Source organism: Aequorivita sp. H23M31, assembly GCF_004022485.1.
GTDB lineage: Bacteria > Bacteroidota > Bacteroidia > Flavobacteriales > Flavobacteriaceae > Aequorivita > Aequorivita ciconiae.
On the sequence record NZ_CP034951.1, the window covers coordinates 2,866,480 to 2,888,124 of the forward strand.

Here is a 21,645-nt window from a genome sequence, read left to right on the forward strand (position 1 = left end):
AATTTCTTATAAACTTTAAGAGAGAAAATTTGAAATCAGTTTAATTGGAAGTTCAATTATTCTCATCATCCTCTTCAACATTCGTTAGGATTTCCAATGCTGGTTTCCTCATAGTTTCTTTATTGGCTATACTTCTTTCCAATGAGAGCAATAGTGTAGGAAGCAGTAGCAAATTGGCAAGCATTGCGAAAAGGAGGGTAATGGAAACCAACGCTCCCAGAGCGACGGTACCTCCAAAACTCGAGATTGTAAATACCGAAAATCCAAAGAACAGTACAATGGATGTGTAAAACATGCTAATAGCACTTTCGCGTAGAGCTGCAAAAACCGATTTCTTTATTTTCCAATGGTTTGCTACCAATTCCTGTCTATATTTTGCCAAGAAGTGAATGGTATCGTCCACCGAAATTCCGAAGGCAATACTAAAGACCAAGATGGTTGAAGGTTTAATAGGGACCCCAACATAGCCCATAACTCCAGCAGTAATAATTAAAGGTAAAAGGTTTGGAATAAGAGAAATGACAATCATTTTAAAACTGCGGAACATCCACGCCATAATGGTAGCAATCAATAAAATAGCTAAAGAGAGCGAGAGAATTAGATTGTTGACCAAATAATGCGTGCCTTTCTGGAAAACTAAAGCCTTTCCCGTGACTGAAACATTATAGCGATCCGGTGGTAGAACCTTTTCAATTTCCTTATTGAGGTCTTCTTCAATTCGCTTAAACCTATCAGGATCAGTGTCCTTCATAAACGTTGTAATGCGTGCAAACTGACCTGTCGTATCTACATAACTTTGCAATAGGTTGGTTTCGGTATTGCTATTCTTGGCGTAAGAAAGGATGAAATTCTTTTCTTGATTGTTAGGGAGTTGAAAATACTCTGGATTACCGTTATAATAAGCTTGTTTAGAGTACTTCACGAGATTTACCACAGAAATAGGATTGGCAAACTCGGGAATTTCACTAATATGTTCTTGAAGCTCATCCATCCGCTTTAGAGTGGAAAGGTTCATAACACCTTTCTTCTTCTTGGTATCAACCATTATTTCAAGTGGCATAATCCCTTCATATTCCTTTTCGAAAAAACGGATGTCCTTAAAAAAATCTGTGTTTTTGGGCATGTCCTCGATAAGGCTCCCGGAAATTTTGATGTTGTAAATCCCAATGATACTTACACAAAGCAAGGTTACTGCCGTAATATAGATAGTCATGCGGCGGTCTCTTACCATACGCTCAATCCATTTTACAAACTTGTTGATCCAATTTTTATTGAGGTGTTTTAGGTGCTTATATTTTGGCACAGCCATATAGCTGTAGATGATTGGAATGATAAGCAGGCTTAGCAAAAAGATGGCAACTATGTTTATGGAAGCTACAATACCAAATTCCCGCAATAATTCACTTTTGATCAAGATGAAAGTGGCGAAACCGCAGGCTGTGGTAAGGTTAGTCATTAAAGTTGCATTTCCCACCTTCGTAATAACCCTTTGTAGCGATTTGGCCTGATTACCGTGCAACTGGATTTCTTGTTGGTATTTGTTAATAAGAAAGACACAATTGGGAATTCCAATTACGATTATTAAAGGAGGAATAAGGGCCGTAAGTACAGTAATTTCATAATGCATGAGTCCTAAAAACCCGAAGGCCCACATTACACCTATCATTACCGTGCACATTGAAATAAAAGTGGCGCGCCAGGATCTAAAAAAGAAAAAGAATATCAAGGAAGTCACCAACAGTGCTCCCCCGATAAATAAGCCTATTTCATCAATAATATTTTGTGAATTCAGGGTTCGTATATAAGGCATGCCCGAAGTGTGGACCTTAACTCCAGTTTCCTTTTCAAATTTTTGGATCAATGGAATGAGGTCATCAATTACAAAATCTTTTCTTTGGGAAGTGTTTACAATATCCTTTTTTAGATAAACCGCAGAGCGAATGGATTTTTTATCAGGGCTATAAATAAGTCCGTCGTAAAAAGGAAGTCTGTTAAAGAGGTGATCCTTATATTCTTCTAGGCTCGCATTTGTAAATATGGAATCTTTTATAAATGGTACCAACTGGAAACTTGTTGTATCCGTTCTCTTTTGAAGTGTTTTGAGGTTTCCTACAGAGAGAGTAAATTCTACTTCGTCGAACTTCCCAATATCTTTTGATAATTGTTCCCAAGCTTGAAATTTTTTGGGTGTGAAAATGGTAGAGTCCATTACGCCCATGACAATGAGGTTTCCCTCTTCGCCAAAATGTTTTAGAAACTCATCGTATTCAAGATTTACGGGATGATCGTCCGGCAACAGATTAGCTTCTGTATAAGTGAAACGCATATTCTTCCATTGCAAAGCAAGTAATACTGTGATTATGGCGATAACTACCAGAATCCCCGTGCGGTTCCGCAAAATAAATCGTGCGACGACATTCCAAAAACCAAAACTAAAAAGTTTGCTCAAAGTAATATTTTTTAGACCCGGCAAAGTTACGGATTCTAGATAAGGAGAAGATTTATTAAAGAAGGGAATTTATACGAAGAGATGTTCCTAGTGCCGAATTATAATTTAAGATTGAAAGTAAATTTGAAGGACATGTTTCTTTCAAATCCTGGCAGATTGAAATAGCCATAGCGGTATGCAAAACTCAATCCGAATCCCAAAATAATTTTGTTGAGTTCCAATCCCGATTCATTGTAAAGATGATCCAAGGTGTCAAAAGGAATTCCGAAATGTTGTTGAGGGTTGCTCATAGTACCAATTGCATGACGAGTTGTAATGGCTAGTTCCGGCTTCCACTTTTCCGTAAATTTAAAACGTCGCAAATTGTGTTTTATCTGGATCATTGCCAATTTATCCGAAAAGAACTCCCCAAAATACATTGTTTCAAAACTTTGGACCCCAGCTACGGAAAAACGACCGGTCCAGACTAATTTGTTGGGTTGGTTGGGATATGAATGGAATAGATGTGTCAATGGCACGTCTCCGGTAGCAAGCAAACCTTCCAAGATAAAACTGGTGGAGGTAAGGTTTTTGCGTTTAATATAATAATCAAGCTTAATTCCGAATTTTGTATAAGTGAAATCGCCCTTGGCAATACCTTTTATCCCTTGGGTAATTTGTGCACTTATTTTGGGAAGACCATCAAAATATTCCTTGGTGCCATCTTCATTAGTGAAAAACGCTGTTTTGGGACTGTACCTAAAGGAAATGGAGGCTTCAGAAAGTCTATATTTATCATAAAGCTTATCATCATCTATAAAGTAATAATTTTCGATATTTTCAATTCGGCTATGTGAAATACGAAATTCCGAAAGCAGTTTGGACGACAATTGACTGGATAGATTACCATACCATTCTTCATATTTATAAAACTGTATAATATTTATCGATCTCGGTTCAAAAAGAGAGTATACTCTTGCATCGGTTAAAAAGTCGAATGCGCCTATCTCTTTGATATCGTTGGTATAGGCCATTTTTACCCAAGTTAATTTTTCTTTATTAATTCGGGCACTGGCACTAAGGCTGTACTTCGTTTCCGCATCAATAAATCCATAGGCTATATAGCCTCCAAACTTATATTTTTCAAATAGCCTGTCATTTGTTAGGCCTCCCACTCCTAAACGGACTCCCTCGTGGTGATTATATTTCACCAAAGTCTTTAGGTCGATATCAAAAAAGCCAATTGGGAAGTAACCTGTAGATAGCGGATGCGCTTTTTCTTCCTTTATGGTGGAGACAGTATCCTTTTTTGTCTGTATTGCCGGGATTTGGGAATAGGCCAAAAACCCAACAAATAGGAAGACAAGAAGGAGGATTTTTGCCATAAGGGTACGTGAATAAAATGGAATTAAAAGTAAAAATAAAGCGGCATCTAAGCCGCTGTATTTTAATTAGTTTAACGAACCTAAATTATTAGACCGTCATTATCTCTTTTTCTTTAACTGCCAAAATACCGTCGATTTTCTTGATATGTTCATCGGTCATTTTCTGAATATCTTCTTCCAAGCTCTTTTTTAGATCTTCAGATATTTCCAAGTTTTTTAGCTCGTTGTTGGCATTTTTACGGTCATTACGGACTCCAATTTTTGCTTCTTCGGCAGCCGCTTTAGACTGTTTGGCCAAATCTTTTCGACGTTCCTCTGTCAAAGGTGGAACATTTATAATAACACTTTCTCCGTTGTTCATAGGATTGAAACCTAAGTTTGCAAGGTGGATTCCCCGTTCAATTTCAGAGATCATTGCTTTTTCCCAAGGTTGGATGCTGATTGTCATCCCGTCCGGGGTACTGACGTTTGCTACTTGGCTCAATGGAGTTGGATTGCCGTAATAATCGACCATTACACTACCAACCATTGCAGGAGAGGCCTTGCCTGCACGGATGTTTGCAAATTGCTTTTCCAAATGTTTAAGCGCATTCTTCATCGCTTCGCGCGTACTGTCAATTATAAAATCTATTTCGTCTTCCATAACGTTTAAATTAATTTTGGTTTCTTTCAGCCACGAATGCACGAATGTTAATACCTGGTTTTGGTTAAGGTTTTAGATATAAAATTCAACCTGTGTAATCTACCGACTGTTAGTGAATTAATTTATCAAAATCTATTAATTAGATAATTCTACATATTAATCGTAAATAAAATTATTTGTGCACCTGCCCGTCCGGCAGGCAGGTTCGTGGCAATTCTTTTTACAAATTCACTTTCGTTCCAATATTTTCGCCACAAACCACTTTTAAAAGATTGCCTTTCGTGTTCATGTCAAAAACTATTATTGGCAGTTCATTTTCTTGACTTAATGTAAAGGCAGTTGTATCCATTACCTTAAGTCCTTTTTGAAGAACATCCTCAAAACTAATAAAATCGAATTTAGTGGCAAGTTTATCTTTTTCTGGATCGCTTGTATAAATACCATCAACACGGGTTCCCTTCAAAATAACATCCGCACTTATCTCAATAGCTCTTAATACCGCGGCGGAATCTGTTGTAAAATAAGGATTTCCCGTTCCTCCTCCAAAAATAACAACCCGTCCTTTTTCCAAGTGCCGAATTGCTTTTCGACGTATGAAGGGCTCGGCAACCTCATTAATGTTTATAGCAGTTTGTAGCCGTGTGGGTATCTCTTCATTTTCCAGTGCGCTTTGTAGTGCCAAACCGTTTATAATTGTGGCAAGCATACCCATATTATCCCCCTGAACACGATCCATACCGCTACTAGCGCCGGCTAAACCTCTGAAAATGTTTCCGCCACCAATTACGATGGCAACTTGCACCCCTTTATCAACAATTTGTTTAATTTCCGTAGCGTAATCCTTAAGCCGAAGAGGATCAATACCATACTGCTGATTACCCATTAAAGCTTCGCCCGATAGTTTTAAAAGAATTCTTTTGTATTGCATATTTTGGATTTGCTGTGGCAAAAATAGAGAAAAATTTTGATGCAGTGGAAGTTATTCAAAAAAGTAGTATTTCGTAGGAAGTCATCCAGTAAAGTGCATTTTCTGCTTCCAATGATGACCTTTTGCGAACTGTTCGTTAAAGTAGTAATGTTTGATTTTTAACCTTAAAATTAATTTCTATGAAAACGTCTTTACTTTATTTATTGCTGGGTGCATCCTCATGTATGATCGCGCAGAAATTTAACCCTCAACCAGTTTCTTTTCATCCTATGTCGATTCCTAAAACCGAATGTATAAGCGAAGAAGAACGATTGGATATTCTGAAAGAAATTGAAACTAATAAACAGGCAATTTTACAATCTAATCCGCAAGCCTTCCAAAATCGCACAGGTGGCCATCCCTTGTTTGTTTTGCCTTTTCGTCCGAAGGATGGATTTGGAGATTATGGATACTATTCGCTATTTAATCAGGTAGATCATAATCCTGCTTACAACGGACAGTTATTGGATTACAACTGCGGTGCGAGAACGTACGATCTTTCCAATTATAATCATAGGGGGACCGACTATGTAGTTTGGCCCTATCCCTGGAAAAAGATGGAAGAGAATGTAATGGAGATTGTTGCGGCCGCTGCCGGAGTAATTGTAACAAAGAGAGATGGTAATTTTGACCGTAATTGCGAAAACAATGGGAACAATAATTGGAATGGGATTATTTTGGAACATTCCGATGGTTCGAAAACCTATTACTGGCATTTTAAATCGGGGTCACTCACGTCTAAGGGAGTGGGAGATTCGGTGGCTGCGGGAGAATTTCTTGGACGCGCAGGTAGTTCGGGAAGTAGCGATATTCCACACTTACATTTTGAAGTTTATGATTCCGGAAACAATAGGATCGATCCTTATGAAGGACCGTGTAATACCTTAAATGCTGAAAGTTGGTGGATAGATCAGCCAGCGTATTTTGTGCCAGAGGTATTGACACTGTCAACTCATAATACGGATAATTATGATACCGACTGCGGAATAGTAGAAGTCACCTATGAAGAGCTCAATTTTATGCCAGGAGATTTGGTTCGTTTTCGAATATTTTATCGGGACCTCCAGAATGGGGATATCACACACATCAATGTAAAAAAACCGGATGGAAGCGTGCTTTATGATTACAATTTTGTTTCGGAATGGCCAGATTATTTTGCGGCGTGGGCACAATGGAATTTCCCTATTGACAATAGTTCCATGGACGGCGTACATACTGTTACGGTTACTTTTGGAGGAAGTACCTATCAAACGATTTTTGGCGTCAATACGAATTTGGGAATAGAAGCCCTTGCATCCGAATTTTCAATTTATCCCAACCCAACTACAGGATTGCTGAATGTTGAAGGTTCTACCCAGATTGAAAAAGTGGTTGTCTATGATCTTTTGGGAAGAAATGTTTTGGAAACTTTTTCAAAAGCTACAAACCTTCAATTGGACTTGAACAGCCTGAAAGCGGGAGTGTATTTTGCTGAAATTACTTCCGAAAGAAAAAGAACCGTTCAGAAAATCGTAAAGGAATAATTATAGTTGTTTTTTCATAAAAAGGAGGCTGAAAATTAATATTCAGTCTCCTTTTGTTATTCAATAGTCTTATTTCATTTCTGTTGTTTGTAAAAAACAAATGCACAAAAACGTTTTTTATAGCATATTTGTCAACCATTGTTTTAGATCAACAGTTTGCGCAATCGGTCACATTTTATATTTCTTCTTAAAATGGGATAGATTGTCCTAACAAAACAATTAAGATAAAAAAGTCAATTTATTTTGTTTTACTCATTCTTTTTACATAGTTTTAACAATATATTAACTTCGAAAATGTTGAACTTATGAAACCACCAGCCCACCAGCCCACCAGCCCACCAGCCCACCAGCCCACCAGCCCACCAGCCCACCAGCCCACCAGCCCACCAGCCCACCAGCCCACCAGCCCACCAGCCCACCAGCCCACTAGCCCACCAGCCCACTAGCCCACCAGCCCACCAGCCCACCAGACCACAAGATTCTCCAGGCCTGTATTTGCGTCGGTATGGTCTTTATCTCCGTTTTCCTAACAGCCCAAAATAAACAGGAATATTATGTAGAAATAAAACCTGGCAATGATTTGGGAACTATACAAAAGACTACCAAGAATGATGGTGCCATCACAATTACCTCAAATAATAGTGCATTTTCCAATTTTTTAAATGCGAAACAACTCTATCATTTCGACAAGGCCTTTCCAGGAGCCGTTTCTGATCTTTTACGACGAACTTACCTATTAATATTAGAGGAGAATGAAGCTTTTACGGATTTTATGCTTCGAAGCGAGGTTAAAGACATTATAATGTTGGAAAAACCTATGTTGGGGAGCACGTATCCGAACGATTATATCGAAATGCTCGATGAAAATTTGCCAAATACAGCTATGGAGCTCATAAAAGCACCTTTAGCATGGACCATTACCAAAGGCGATCCCAATATACTTGTGGGAGTTGTTGATACCAAGTTTGATTTAAGCCACGAAGACCTTCAAGGACAGATTGTGATGGATTTGAATGATGGGAATAGCTCAATTTACCACGGGACCGGATTTGCCAGTATGGTTGCGGCCAAAACAAATAACGGCAGAGGCATGGCCAGTATTGGTTATAACACAAAAATGGTTACTGCGGATAATTATGGCAATGCAGCGAGGGTTTGGGAGTTTCACAAATTCCTGGAGTCAAGGTTATAAATTGTATTTGGTTCAGCTGTACGTTCAATTCAACTGATGAGGTAGCCTATGCTGAAATTGCCTCGCGTAGCATTGGTCTGTGACGGCGAAATTGTTGCCTCTAAAAATCTAGCTAAACAATAATCCCTCTAAATCTAAAATAATGAAAACTATACTATACATACTTGTATTCCACCTTGGCGCAATTTCCTTTGCCCAAGACCCTCAACTGTTTGAAAATGATTGGTACTTGCAAAATCTGGTAATTGATGATATAGAGTATTTGCCTCCTAATTCCCAAGCGGAGGGATTGGTGTTTTTTACCATTGACCAATTTTCTGCAGGTAATAATTATTGCCAATTTGGTTTTACTGGAGTTATAACATATAGTGGTGAGAACCTATTTTCTATAGAAGACGTATTTGCTTTCGGCCCCACCTGTGGAGACCAAGAAGTATTGAATTTTACGGATAGACATTTCTCTATTTACGTTACTTACGATTTAATAGGGAAAAATCCTATTTCATACGTAATGACTATTAATGGTTCTGACAAACTACTGGAGGTAACCAATCCTGATGGAGATAAAGCTTTCTATGGGAATTTTCCTTTGGCTATTGGAAATTATACCCAAGCTAATTTTTCAGTGTATCCGAATCCGTCACAGGATAAATTGTTTGTAATTTCAAGTAAGGATTTGGATGTTTTAAAAATCCAAATCTTCAATTGGGAAGGCAGGCTTTTAAATGGTCAAACCTCATTTTCTGGAAAACAGATTGCTATCAATGTTTCAGATTTATCCAGCGGAATTTATTTTCTCAAACTTTTTGATAGAAACGGAACGGTAGAAATTGTAAAGTTTATCAAAGAGTAACCAGCTTCAGTATTTTTCCCATAAAAAAAAGAGACTGAAAATAGTATCAGCCTCTTTCAATTTTAATAGTCAGTTCAAATCTGACATAGGACGAAAGGACATAAGACGTAGGACTGTTTCGGCATAATAAAGTATATCTAATCTAATATTCTTTTTCCCTATGTCCTAAGTCTGGACCCCGTGGCGGGTCCTATAGTCCTAAGTCATTTTTACTACGTCAAAGAACCTCTCTTAAAGCCAACAACCTCAACATCGCCATACGATTTTACGTATCGGCAATGCTTTTTTATATTCAATATAAGAAGCCGAAAAGCCATAGCGGGATTCTGTTCCCTACCCCATTTTCAATGTCGTCTGCAGCAATATAGGCCAAAGGAACTCCTTGAATCTGCTTGCCGGTCTTGGTAGCTCCTCCTATTTCAAAAGTAAATTGGTTGTCAACCATAAAATCTCCAAATCTTGACGACGTAACTTGATGTTTGGTCTGCAATTGGTTTAAAAAGAAAGTTTCCCTTAGAGTGCCCTTATTGGGTTGGCTAGCTGCGAAGGTGAAATTGAGATTTGGGTTTTGCAAGTAGATTTTTTCTGGTTTCTGAAGAAAACTACCGCCCTGATTACCACTGCGCAATAGATTCAAGACTCCTCCCCGGTTTAATAGATCGAGAACACGGAGGATAGCATTTCTTGAGACACCAATCTTTTCTGAAAGACTTTGGATATTTGGCGTAAATGGCACCGATTGGCTAATTACGTACAGCAGTTTTCGAATGCTTCGTACAGTAGTGTAATTGATGTTTTCCACAGAGGGAATATCGATCTCGGTAATTAATTGGATTACTTGTTGAAGTTTTTGATGGTAATCCTTTTTCTGGTTTAAAAAAAATGGATAATATCCGTAATTCAGATACTTTTGGAAAGCATCCAAGATGTTAATCCTATCGTTGATTTGTGGACTTATTTCAAGATGGTTTTCCAGGATTTCGGATAGCGGATAGATGGGAAAATATTCCTGATTTTCCAGTGCCAAAAATTCGCGAAAGGAAAGTCCAGAAAGATAGTGTAGGCTAGACCGTCTTGACAGATCGGCTTGGCCTCGGTCTATTTTCAAAATGGAAGACCCTGTTGCAATAATTTGAAGATCGGGATAATTATCAATCAGGTTTTTTAGGTCTTTCGACCAATGTTCATATTGATGGACCTCATCGAGAAAAATTTTTTTAAAGCCTTTTCCATAAAGCGATTCCGCCAAAAGCAAAAAGCGATTTGTTTCAAAATAAAAATCATCAAGGCTCAAATAGACTGATTGATCCTTTGTTTTACGCATTTGTTGAAGCAATAACGTTGTCTTTCCCGTTCCGCGTGAACCTCTAATAATGATCAGCCGTTGCTCCCAATCAATTTCAGTGGATAAGTATCTCTGAAATTCCATAGAAACCGACTCCGATCGTCTTTTTGAAATTTTAAGCAGTCGCTCCATAATAAACCCATTGTGTTGTTTGTAAAAAACAAATATACAAAATGTTTTTTCAAAACAACGAATTCTTAAAGTGTTGTATAGATTTAACAGTCTAACCCGGCCGTAACTTATTGCATAACTTTTAATTAGGTTGGGGCAAAAAAATACCTTTCTGAATTCTTCCTGACAACCTTCTCGTTTTCATTTGTTTAAGAAATTGGCAAATCTTTTTGGGGCTCCGAAAATCAATCGGGCGCATTTATATTTTCTTCTTAAAATGGGATAGATTGTCCTAACAACTAAAAAGAATTAAGATAAAAAAACCATTTTATTTTGTTTAATTCATTTTTTTTTATAGCTTTAACAATATATTAACCTCAAAAATATCCAATTATGAAACCACAAGCCCACAAGCCCACAAGCCCACAAGCCCACAAGCCCACAAGCCCACAAGCCCACAAGCCCAGAAGCCCACAAGCCCACAAGCCCACAAGCCACCACCCGCTGTCTCCATTACCGTTGTTTCAGAAGACAGAAATCTATTGTGCGGGTTAAAAATGCCACACCTTTGGATTTTTACTGTTTTTTTTTCCTTAATCAGCGCGTATAGTTTTTCCCAGAGCGATGATTTTTGCGCAACTTCCTCTCCTGCCATTCCAGATCCCCCCAATATTTACAGCAAATCAATAGATATTGGATATTTAAATAATTTCCCTTCCAGGACATTTAATATTTTCTTTTGGAGAATAAATAAGAATGATGGCACTTATACCCAACCAGGCTATCCAATTACTCTCGAAAAAGTGAAACGGGGTGTAGACTCGCTAAACCATCATTTTGCACCAATGAATATTTGTTTTAATTTGGTGGGGATGGATACTATAAACTCTACGATGCATCACACCGGCTCCAGTTTGGGCGTAATTAGATCTTATGCAAAATCAAAAGGACGTTTTATTAACAATGCATTTAATGTTTTTGCCCCACATTCTTTGTCACAAGGGTCAGGACAATCGGGTTATAACCAAACAACTGTAGCCATAATTTCTGCGGTAGTTGGAGGAAATAGCAGAACGTTTTCCCATGAAATAGGCCATTGTTTTAACCTAATCCATACTTTTGGCAATAGTAACGAAAGACCTGATCCAGCAAATTGTGAGAGAGTGACCCGTAATGTCCACGACCCATCATATAATGCATCAGATAAAGGGGATAGGGTTATTGATACCAATGCAGTTCCGAATTTTCAAAGAGAGCAAAATAATCATTTCGCATATGCAGTTCTTGACGCCGGTATAGTAAGTACTTGGGGGGCGGGAAGAACTATGTCATTTAGGGAGAATGGTTTCCACGAACTTCCTAATGCTTCAGCCATTGCACAGGCTCTTGCTGATTATGGTTTTACGATAACAGAAATAAATTTTTTAAGATATAATCCCGCACTTATAGATGCCTATAGCGATGTTCCAAATTGCAAATATCTACCGGATAGCAGAATCAACAATCCTAACTCACCATTTTTTAAGGATTGCGGGGGTACACCCTATAGTGTAACTACGTCCGATTATAGGAATATTATGGCATATTCAAATTCTACTTGTGGTCGCTTCTTTACTACGGGTCAAGCTATTCGTGTCCATGAAGCTATTACTGCAAATGATTCGTTGGTTTTTAATCCTGTAACATCACATAAAGTGGTAGATCTATATGTTCGAGATATGGATACTGACATAGGTCAAGAACCTAATATTCATACAGAAATTTTTTGGGACAGTCAAGATATTTGGGTCAGGAAACAAAATGATGGGATACTAAATCAACAGCACCAAAATCCTGTATATAAGACCTCGGGCAAAAATTATGTATATGTGAGGGTTAGCAATAAAGGATGCAGTACCTCCTCTGGCAATGATCAATTAAAGGTTTATTGGGCCAAAGGCAATACGTTATTAAAATGGCCTGAATATTGGGAAGGGGGGCCAGTTATTACACCTCCGCACATAATAATGAGCGATTTACTTGGAAGTAAAACTATTCCCCCCATAGCTCCGGGAGGAAATGCTACTATTATGTTTGAATGGGAAGTGCCGAATCCCCAGGATTATGTTGGCATCAATCCCAATCCTTGGAGTTTTAGTCTTCTGGCCCGGATTGAATCGAATGATGATCCTATGACCCTTCCCGAAGGGTTGAATATTGCTCTTAATGTGAAAAACAACAATAATATTGCTTGGAAAAACACCACAGTTATCACTGTAAATCCCAACACCCTTGCTGTAGGCGGTGCAATAGCCATAAGCAATCCATCGAGCAGTAGGAGATCTTTTAGTTTAGAATTAGTGGGGGATGAAAGAGAATCTGGAAAACCTATTTATCAAGAGGCCGAAATCGGGATAGAAATGGATAGTATTTTATTCAATGGATGGGAAAAAGGGGGCGAAAGTGGCATTAATTACGGCCGTACGGCGAATGAGAAAAGAATTATTGCAACAGGAAATAATCTTCTTCTTGAGGATGTTGATTTGGCACCCGACGAATATGCTACGGCTTACGTTAGTTTTAATTTTTTGACCAAAGAGTTGACCGACAAACAAAACTATCTTTACCATATAATTCAAAAGGACAAAATTACCAATGAGATTATTGGGGGTGCTACCTTTGAGATAAGAAAACAGCCAAGAGTTGGTTTTTATGCAAACGCAGGGGCCAGTAAGGAAATAGATAGAAATGATAGCATCGTCCTCCAAGCATCCGATATTTACGAAAGTGCTCTCTATAATTGGTATGGACCCGATGGCATTCTATTACATAGTGGGCAATATTTGACAGTTTCTCCAGATATGACGAAACAGTACCAACTGGAAATAATTTCAGACCTTGATGGTCTTAAGGACTACGATGCGGTGACAATAACAGTTAAGCCTTTTAGGATTATAAGTTTAACGCCCAACCCAGTGAGTTCTATGTTTACTATCAAATATATGGCACAAGAAGTAAATTCGGCTTATATTTCAATAGTGAACCAAGCCACGGCTGTAACGGACAACTTTATTCTCAATACCTCTTTGGATGAAATTGGGATTGATATAACAAACCATTCAATGGGATTATATTCTGTTTTCCTAGTGTGCGATGGAGAAGTGCAAGACATAAAAAACTTGATAAAACAGTAAATTATAAAAGAAACGATTATGAAAACTATACGAAAAATAGATATAAAACCCGCCATTCTTCAAGTACTTTTTTTTCTCCTATTCCCTATGGCATTAATGGCTCAAATCACCAACATTCCCGATCCAAATTTTGAGCAGGCCTTGATTGATTTGGGTATAGACAGTGATGGTGAAGTTAACGGGCAAGTATTGACAAGCGATATTGAAACAGTAGTTACGCTTAACCTAAATCATGTTCAAATAAGTGATTTAACAGGGTTAGAGGATTTTGCCGCCCTTGAAATTTTGGATGCGACAGGTAATTCCCTAACGTCCCTAAATGTCAGTCAGAATGTTGCATTAAGGGAACTTTATTGTAGTAGTGATTCAGCCGGATTCAATATGATGATTACTTCATTGGATCTGAGTAATAATGTCAATCTCGAAGTACTTTATGCGGAAAATCTAATCTTTTTGGAAACTTTGAACCTTAAAAATGAGAACAACGCTATTTTAACCGTGGAATTATCCTGTGGATATGAGGGTGAACCTTGTGAATTGACAGAATTAACATGTGTAACTGTTGATAATGCAGCAGCTGCGACCAGTAATCGACCTCCCTACTCCAATTGGTACATTGCTGCTGATTTTATATATTCTGAAGATTGCTCCCTAGGGGTTTCCTCATTTGAAGATCAGGGATTTTATATTCAGCAGAATCCAGTTGGTGAAAAATTGGGCTTGGTTTCCAAAACCTTTTCGGGAAAAACCACATTCAAAATTTTTAATTCGGAAGGCCGGCTTTTAAGCATCCAAGACTTATTGTTTGAAGAACAAGTCTCTTTAGATGTTTCGAACCTTTCAAATGGCATGTATTTCTTGAATCTCTCGGATGAAAATGGCAATGTGGCAGTAAAGAAATTTATCAAAGAGTAATCAAACATATTTTCAATAAAAAAGAGGCTGGAAAATCGTTTCAGCCTCTTTTGTTTTATAAAATAAGTAAGTCCGTGTTTTAAAGATTACCTCAAGTTCCAATGGAAGTAAGATGAAAAGTTTCAAAACCTTTTTTTGTCCTACTTCCTACGCCTGCCCACCGTGGCGGATCTTACAGTCCTAAGTCTCCTTAAAAAACTTAGGCCAAAGAAACTCTCTTAAAGCCTACTACTTCCATATCGCCAAGGAGAAATATACTCTATTGTTTTCAGCATCCGCTTTAAGATTTCAAATTTGGTCTTCATGGAACTTTTCCAGAGTTCCATTTTTGCCTTGCTTCGTTCATTATTTTAGTATATGTTTAACACCTTAACCAAATTCAAAAACTAAATTATGAACGCACAAACGCACAAACGCACTTCCTTAGGGTCTAAAAGAGCAAAACGGATCAAAAAGCTATTAACTTTTTCCCTTTCCTTGGTTTGCTTGATGGTGATTCTATTTTCGTGCTCTCAAGACGACACACTTAACCAAGGAACAGAAACTTCAACTGAAGTGCAGGATATCATTCCGCGAAAGATGCCCTTTGATAAAGCTCCACATTATGCTCAGGTAAAAAAGCTTCTTAATCAAATGACGAAAAACTTAAATGATAACACCGTCAAAAAGAGAGGGGGAGAAGGAACCGAAACGTTTGATATATTAACGGACGAAGTCGTCTATATGGAATATGACGATACACATACCTATACCTTTAAAGTAAGAAGAAGCAATCCGGAATATTATATTGAAAATGTCGTACTGCATTACAATCCCGAAACGGATGAATATGATGAGTATCTAATGCAATACCCGGTAAATGAGCAGGAATTCTTGGAAATCGCAAATGGCAATTTCGCAGCGGGCGAGTTGCCCGTAATTGCCCAAAAATTTGAAAATGGAACTTTCACAGGTTTATTGAGCAGAATGTCCTGTGTTACCACTTGTACAACCGTGGCAGTAAATTGTACAGCGAATGGTAACCATGCTCCGGGAGAGGACTGTAGTGGCACTCCCGATCAACTACCATACACTTATGTTTCCTGTAGCACCCGCTGTTTTATGGATTTCTCCATAGGAGATGGGGGCACCGGAGGAGGCGGAGATGGCGGTGGCGGAAATGGCGGTGGTGGTGGCGGTGGAAACACCAATACGGTCCCATTTCCTATGGAGCCCTGTAATACAGGAGGTGGTGGCTCAGGAGGCACAGGTCCTGGAACGGGAATTGAAGATGGTGATGGTATGTGCGTGGTACCGTGGGTGGCTGCCATGAATGCCCAACTGAACCTGACCCAAACAGAATTAAGGGTATTGGAGGATTACCCTGAACTTCTCGATCTGTTTGGGCAGTATTTTGCCCAGATGGGCAATGACGCCGATTATGGGTTGATTCGGTCGTTGATCAATTATATGATTGTAAAAAACGATTATGAGGGAGTTGCGTTTGTCTCCGATTTAATAAACCTATTAATTGACCTGGGTTATACCACCCCAAACTTTACAGCCTCTGATTATCCTGGGCTGACAGATGGTTTTCCTTTTGATTGGTGGAGTGATTACAATTTTTTAAACAATAATTTCTCCCTTGATACTTTTGATCCTTATAAAAGATTGACCGAGGAAGAAAAAAGACTCGTGAAGATATTTCCTACGCTGGCATATTTTATGAGCAAAAATAAAGATACTGCTGAAAATGAAACCATTTTAAGATTTGGTAAAAACGGATTGAACGATAAGTCAGATGCCTTTAGACATGCATATTTCAATGCCCTAAATACCCGTTCTGCCAAAGTAGCGGTTGTAGGCAACGGAGCAGCTGTTGTTAGGATGTTTGGAGAAGCTCATGAGTCTGAAGTTCCCGCTCAGCTACAATTGGAGAAAGAAATGGACTTGCATAATAATGAAGTGGGAATTCAATATTGTACTGTATGTTCTCCATTGGGAACTACAAATCAATCAATTTCTGATGGGATAATGCAACTGGTTGTAAATGGTACTCTTAAATATTTAGACCCCTTGAATTTCATTTTTTCCCCACCTTTTGATGCGAATAATGACGGGATACAAGATTGTCCAACTTGTTTAAATGGAATTATACCGACAACCATAATCAAAAATACAAATCAATAGTCATGGGGAGTATTTGCAAGGTATTTATCTTTCTTTTTGTATTTTGTTCCTGTGATAATTCGTCCAATAGGAAGTTTTCAAAAACATTTTTTGTCAATACTGATGAAATCGGCATTGGGGAGACGGAAATCTGCGCGGACATTATTAAGAATGGAAAAAGCCAATATAGCTTTGACAGGGAAATTAATATTATTGAGAACCGTCTCACTGACACGATTGTGGTAGGATTGTCCGTTGTGCCGCCCAATTATGTCGGAAAATTATTTTACGGCAGATTTGAAGAAGAAGATGGGGAAATTGTTGCCTTATACCAGAAGAGCAATAATCCACCTATAAAAAAAATATGCTTTTCCAAATATCGTAACACTACTTCTAAAGGCGTATTATTAATGGAATTTACTAATGTTGCTGATACCATTGATTAAAATTTAAGTAAAAGTTTATTTAATTTACGAGGTAAATGGTGAAGGTTCGCGAACTTGCTGCACAGTATCTCAAATACACGCATTAAACCAACAAATCAGTAGCCATGAGGATATTTTATATTTCATTGTTTACATTTTTTATTTTTAATTGCAGTCCAAAAGAGCGGACAATAACATTCACAAATGAATCTAAGACCTCTATAGATAGTTTAGAAATTAGTGTATCGTCTGCGGATGTTTATTCTGAAGGCTATCATAGCATCAAACCATTCGAAACGGTAATGTTAACTATACCCCGCAATAGACCTAAATCGAATCATCATGATTTCACGATTTCAATAACTGTTTTTATAAAAGACAACGTGATACATAAATCCTATCATAACGACTTATCAGGTTATTTGAATCGTGACTATAACGTAATGCTGAATAAAAAGGATGAAATTGAATGGAAATAATTATGTGGCAAAAAATTAATGGGTCTGGATAACGGCAACGGCGTGGTGCCCTGGGTGGCAGCCATGAATGCCCAACTGAACCTGACCCAGGCAGAACTGGGGATATTGGAGGATTATCCTGAGCTTATGGATCTGTTCGGTCAATATTTTGCCGCGAGTGGCAATGATGCCGATTATGGGTTGATACGGTCTTTAATTAATTCCGTCGCAATTAATAATAGTTATCAAGCAGTAGAATTTGTATTTGACTTAATTAATTTCTTGATTGACACTAATTACATTGTTCCGGAATATACAGATATAAATTTTCCCGGAAAGACTGATGGAATGCCTTTTAATTGGTGGAATAATTCTGTTTGGATAAATAATAATATAAGAATTAATGGTTTAAAGCCAGAAGAAAAACCAAATGCCCAAGAATTTATTTTATTTGCTCTATTCCCACGTGAGGCTGTTTTTCATATAAAAAATTCTATGAATGCCTTAAACACTGCGCAACAACTTATTTTGGATGGGACTTTCACACGAATCCACAATGGCAAAGCAGACGCATTCAGACATACATTTTGGAATGCGTTAGATGCTTCAGATTTTGGGGTGCCTATCACATTGCTGTTTACAACCGCGCATGAAACTGGAGCTATTGTTCCGAACCATCCATTAGAGATGGAAATGGATTTACATAACAACTCTATTGGTGCTGGAATTGGCGCAATATATAATACTCTAACTCCAAGCACAATTATAAAATCCGTAGTTATTAATGCGATGCAAAATACATCTCAAATTTTGTATCTGGATCCATTGGCAAATCATGATGGGGAAAACATTTTACCTAATTCTACTCTAAAATCAACAAATCAATAATGGCAGTAAATTGTAAAATCGGCAGAGGCTTTATATTCACTCTATTTATGGTTGTTTCCTGCAATGGCCAAGAAAATGTGAATTTAACAGTCAATAACTTTTCATCCCATAGAATCGACTCCATCGTAATTCCTAAAAATGAGGAAAAAGCATTGGAAAAAATAGTTTTTTCAGATGGAATTGGTGTGGATCAGAAAGATGTACTCAAGATTAATATTGATAAATCCCACATATGGTATCAAGGTAGTTTTTGGATCATCTTTTATTCACAAAATAAAAAATGGGAGACAAGTTGGGGTTTCCATGACATGGGTTATATCATAAATGATACCATCAATGTGTATGACAAGGGGGTTTCTAAAGGAAAACGTAAATTGGAAAAGCCCAAAGAGTTATTAGTCTATTTTTATAATAGAGATAAAGCAAAGAAAATAGACTCTATTATTTCCTCATCGATTCTGCGTGAGAAAATAAGTAGAACTATAGTCGATGGAAGGGAAAGCCAGAATTCAGAAAACAGGGAAATCATATTCGATTTTGAAAAAATAAAAAAAAATTCCGAATTTGATGTCTGGATTTCCGGGAAAAAATATAAGGCAATCATAGAACATGATTTTGACGATTGGAACAACAATCAAGTGTTTTTGTATTTTAAGAATGGTCAAATTATTTCTACAAATCAATAAGATATTGTTATGTATTGTAATTTTTGGATGTTTTGTTCTTAACTGTATATTCTGAAGATTGCTCCCTAGGGGTCTCCTCATTTGAAGATCGGGGATTTTATATTCAGCCGAATCCAGTTGGTGAAAAGTTGGGCTTGGTTTCCAAAACCTTGTCGGGAAAGACCACATTCAAAATTTTTAATTCGGAAGGCGGGCTTTTAAGCATCCAAGACTTATTGTTTGAAGAACAAGCCTCTTTAGATGTTTCGAATCTTTCAAGCGGTATTTACATCCTGCATCTCACGGATGAATACGGAAATAGGGCAACAAAAAAGTTCGTTAAAAAGTAAAGTGTAATATCAATAAGAAAGAGGCTGGAAAATCATTCCAGCCTCTTTTGTTATATAAAATAAGTATGTCCGTGTTTTAAAGATTACCTCAAGTTCCAATGGAAGTAAGATAAAAAGTTTCAAGACCTCTTTTAGTCCTACGTCCTACGCCTGCCCGCCGTGGCGGGTCTTACAGTCCTAAGTCTCCTTAAAAAAAACTAAGCCAAAGAAACTCTTTTAAAACCTACAACCTCAACGTCACCAAAAGATTTTACATAATCGGCAACGCTTTTCTTTTCATCTTTAATGAAATTTTGGTCAAGCAATGCTTTTTCGTGATCCAAGGTAGTGTTGTCACTGATAAAACGTTCTAATTTTCCAGGAAGAATTTTATCCCAGATTTGCTCTGGTTTGCCTTCGGCTTTTAATTCAGCTTTTGCATCTTCTTCCGCTTGTGCCAAAACTTCTGGAGTCAATTGTGCTCTTGAAATGTATTTAGGTACATTTTTTTTGGTTTTTCCCAAACGACCCAATTCGATATTATCTTTTTCAATAACAGCGATTCTTGCTTCGGTTTCTGAAGCAATATATTCTGGATCAAAATCTTTGTAAGAAAGGGTAGTTGCACCCATTGAGGCAACCTGCATAGAAACGTCTTTTGCCAATTCCTCAGCATTGTCCACTTTTTTTGAAAGACCGGTCAAGGCAGCAATTTTGTTAACGTGAACGTAGGAACCTACAAACGGTGCTTCCAAAATTTCGAAACCACCAATCTCTATTTTCTCACCGATAACACCGGTCTGCTCAGTCAATTTCTCTGCAACGGTCATTCCGTCGTATTCTGAAGCCCAAAGCTCTTCCTTTGAAGATGTATTCAAAGCGATTTCGGCCATTTTGTTTGCCATATCCACAAATGAATCGTTTTTGGCAACGAAGTCGGTTTCACAGTTTAAGGAAATGATAACTCCTTTTGTGTGATCACTGTTTATTTTTGCAGTTGCAACGCCTTCACTTGAATCGCGGTCTGCTCTTTGGTCAGCAACTTTCTGTCCTTTTTTTCTAAGGATGTTAATTGCTTCTTCCATATTCCCGTCTGCCTCAACTAATGCCTTTTTACAGTCCATCATTCCTGCGCCTGTGGCCTGTCTTAGTTTGTTAACTTCTGCGGCTGTTATTTTTGCCATTTTTCTATAATTTTTAGCGTTTAATATTGAAAAAAGCCGTTTAGTTTATTTTCGATGTAGAAAAGAACCAAACGACTTTTAATTTTAAAATATCGTTATTATTCTTCTTCGTTAAGAACTTCTTTTTTCGATTTCAAACGAACAGGTTGCTTTGCTTCCTCCATAGCTTCTACATCTTCCTTATCGGTAGATGGAACCTCTGGTTTTTCTTTTTTAGCAGGTTTGCCCGATCTTTCTCTTTTTGCTGCTTTTTCCATTTTTTCTTCGTCCTCGTCATCTTCGGTTCCTCCAGACTTTCTTTCGGATAGTCCTTCGATGATAGCTTCAGAAACCAAGCTCATAATAGCTTCAACGGATTTTGAAGCATCGTCGTTTGATGGAATTACGTAGTCAATAACACGTGGGTCACTGTTTGTATCAACCATGGCAAAGATTGGAATGTTCAATTTCAATGCTTCAGCAACAGCAATGTGCTCACGGGTTGTGTCAACGATGAAAAGTGCAGCTGGAAGGCGGCTCATATCGGAAATAGAACCTAGGTTTTTCTCCAATTTTGCACGAAGACGATCTACTGCCAAACGCTCTTTCTTTGAAAGTGTGTTGAAAGTACCATCTTGCTTCATTCTGTCAATGGATGACATCTTTTTAACCGCTTTCCGGATAGTTACAAAGTTTGTAAGCATCCCGCCGGGCCATCTTTCTGTGATGTAAGGCATATTTGCAGCTTTTGCTTTTTCAGCAACAATGTCTTTTGCTTGTTTTTTAGTTGCAACGAAAAGAATCTTGCGACCACTAGCAGCTATTTTCTTAAGAGCCTCATTGGCCTCTTCGATCTTAGCAGCAGTTTTGTAAAGGTTGATAATGTGGATCCCGTTGCGCTCCATATAGATGTAAGGCGCCATATTTGGGTTCCATTTGCGGGTTAGGTGGCCAAAGTGCACACCAGCGTCAAGTAAGTTTTTAACTTCTACTTTGTTTGCCATTTTTGTTTTAGTTTACGTTCTGTGAAAGGA

17 protein-coding genes are annotated in these 21,645 nt (G+C 38.0%); 10 read left to right on the forward strand and 7 right to left on the reverse strand.

The genetic code is table 11. From position 1 onward, the window contains the following. Positions 1-52: 52 nt before the first annotated feature. The 4 genes from EI546_RS12660 to pyrH form a co-directional block, all read right to left on the reverse strand. Positions 53-2,449, reverse strand: a complete 2,397-nt coding sequence (locus EI546_RS12660) for an efflux RND transporter permease subunit (RefSeq protein ID WP_128250882.1) — start codon at positions 2,447-2,449, stop codon at positions 53-55. A 98-nt stretch (positions 2,450-2,547) separates the two neighbouring features. Next, positions 2,548-3,813, reverse strand: a complete 1,266-nt coding sequence (locus tag EI546_RS12665) for a DUF5686 family protein (RefSeq protein WP_128250883.1) — start codon at positions 3,811-3,813, stop codon at positions 2,548-2,550. Positions 3,814-3,901: 88 nt separating this feature from the next. Beyond that, on the reverse strand, positions 3,902-4,456 hold the full coding sequence (gene frr / locus EI546_RS12670; protein WP_128250884.1) for a ribosome recycling factor: 555 nt from the start codon (positions 4,454-4,456) through the stop codon (positions 3,902-3,904). A 220-nt stretch (positions 4,457-4,676) separates the two neighbouring features. Next, positions 4,677-5,384: a UMP kinase gene (gene pyrH, locus EI546_RS12675; RefSeq protein ID WP_128250885.1), complete on the reverse strand. Its 708-nt coding sequence runs from the start codon at positions 5,382-5,384 to the stop codon at positions 4,677-4,679. Positions 5,385-5,563: 179 nt separating this feature from the next. Here pyrH and EI546_RS12680 point away from each other — a divergent pair, with 179 nt between their 5' ends. From EI546_RS12680 to EI546_RS12690, 3 genes are all read left to right on the forward strand, one after another. Then, positions 5,564-6,946, forward strand: coding sequence for a T9SS type A sorting domain-containing protein (locus EI546_RS12680; RefSeq protein WP_128250886.1), 1,383 nt, complete (start codon positions 5,564-5,566; stop codon positions 6,944-6,946). A gap of 505 nt (positions 6,947-7,451) precedes the next feature. After that, positions 7,452-8,138, forward strand: a complete 687-nt coding sequence (locus tag EI546_RS12685; protein ID WP_128250887.1) for a S8 family serine peptidase — start codon at positions 7,452-7,454, stop codon at positions 8,136-8,138. Between the two features lie 142 nt (positions 8,139-8,280). Continuing rightward, positions 8,281-8,991, forward strand: a complete 711-nt coding sequence (locus tag EI546_RS12690) for a T9SS type A sorting domain-containing protein (protein ID WP_128250888.1) — start codon at positions 8,281-8,283, stop codon at positions 8,989-8,991. Positions 8,992-9,283: 292 nt separating this feature from the next. On the opposite strand, the gene EI546_RS12695 is transcribed toward EI546_RS12690, so the two are convergent. Continuing rightward, on the reverse strand, positions 9,284-10,420 hold the full coding sequence (locus EI546_RS12695; protein ID WP_205649737.1) for an ATP-binding protein: 1,137 nt from the start codon (positions 10,418-10,420) through the stop codon (positions 9,284-9,286). A 584-nt stretch (positions 10,421-11,004) separates the two neighbouring features. Between EI546_RS12695 and EI546_RS12700 the strand changes: the two genes are divergently transcribed. From EI546_RS12700 to EI546_RS12730, 7 genes are all read left to right on the forward strand, one after another. Continuing rightward, the gene (locus tag EI546_RS12700) at positions 11,005-13,620 is read left to right on the forward strand and encodes a zinc metalloprotease (protein ID WP_128250890.1); all 2,616 of its coding nucleotides are present in this window, start codon (positions 11,005-11,007) and stop codon (positions 13,618-13,620) included. Positions 13,621-13,638: 18 nt separating this feature from the next. After that, positions 13,639-14,535 carry a T9SS type A sorting domain-containing protein gene (locus EI546_RS16510; protein WP_240673111.1) on the forward strand — a complete coding sequence of 299 codons (897 nt, stop codon included), beginning with the start codon at positions 13,639-13,641 and terminating at the stop codon, positions 14,533-14,535. A gap of 393 nt (positions 14,536-14,928) precedes the next feature. Further along, positions 14,929-16,704 carry a DUF6973 domain-containing protein gene (locus EI546_RS12710; RefSeq protein WP_128250891.1) on the forward strand — a complete coding sequence of 592 codons (1,776 nt, stop codon included), beginning with the start codon at positions 14,929-14,931 and terminating at the stop codon, positions 16,702-16,704. A 2-nt stretch (positions 16,705-16,706) separates the two neighbouring features. Beyond that, the gene (locus EI546_RS12715) at positions 16,707-17,129 is read left to right on the forward strand and encodes a hypothetical protein (protein ID WP_128250892.1); all 423 of its coding nucleotides are present in this window, start codon (positions 16,707-16,709) and stop codon (positions 17,127-17,129) included. A 476-nt stretch (positions 17,130-17,605) separates the two neighbouring features. Then, complete coding sequence (locus EI546_RS12720) at positions 17,606-18,454, forward strand: DUF6973 domain-containing protein (protein ID WP_128250893.1); 849 nt, start codon at positions 17,606-17,608, stop codon at positions 18,452-18,454. Next, positions 18,454-19,140, forward strand: coding sequence for a hypothetical protein (locus EI546_RS12725; protein WP_128250894.1), 687 nt, complete (start codon positions 18,454-18,456; stop codon positions 19,138-19,140). Before EI546_RS12720 ends, EI546_RS12725 begins: the two co-directional genes overlap by 1 nt. Positions 19,141-19,172: 32 nt before the next feature. Then, a complete protein-coding gene (locus tag EI546_RS12730; RefSeq protein ID WP_164905234.1) occupies positions 19,173-19,469 on the forward strand; it encodes a T9SS type A sorting domain-containing protein in 297 nt (98 codons plus the stop codon). Between the two features lie 197 nt (positions 19,470-19,666). On the opposite strand, the gene tsf is transcribed toward EI546_RS12730, so the two are convergent. Further along, on the reverse strand, positions 19,667-20,632 hold the full coding sequence (tsf, locus tag EI546_RS12735; RefSeq protein WP_128250896.1) for a translation elongation factor Ts: 966 nt from the start codon (positions 20,630-20,632) through the stop codon (positions 19,667-19,669). Between the two features lie 98 nt (positions 20,633-20,730). Then, positions 20,731-21,615, reverse strand: a complete 885-nt coding sequence (rpsB, locus tag EI546_RS12740; RefSeq protein WP_128250897.1) for a 30S ribosomal protein S2 — start codon at positions 21,613-21,615, stop codon at positions 20,731-20,733. Positions 21,616-21,645: the final 30 nt, after the last annotated feature.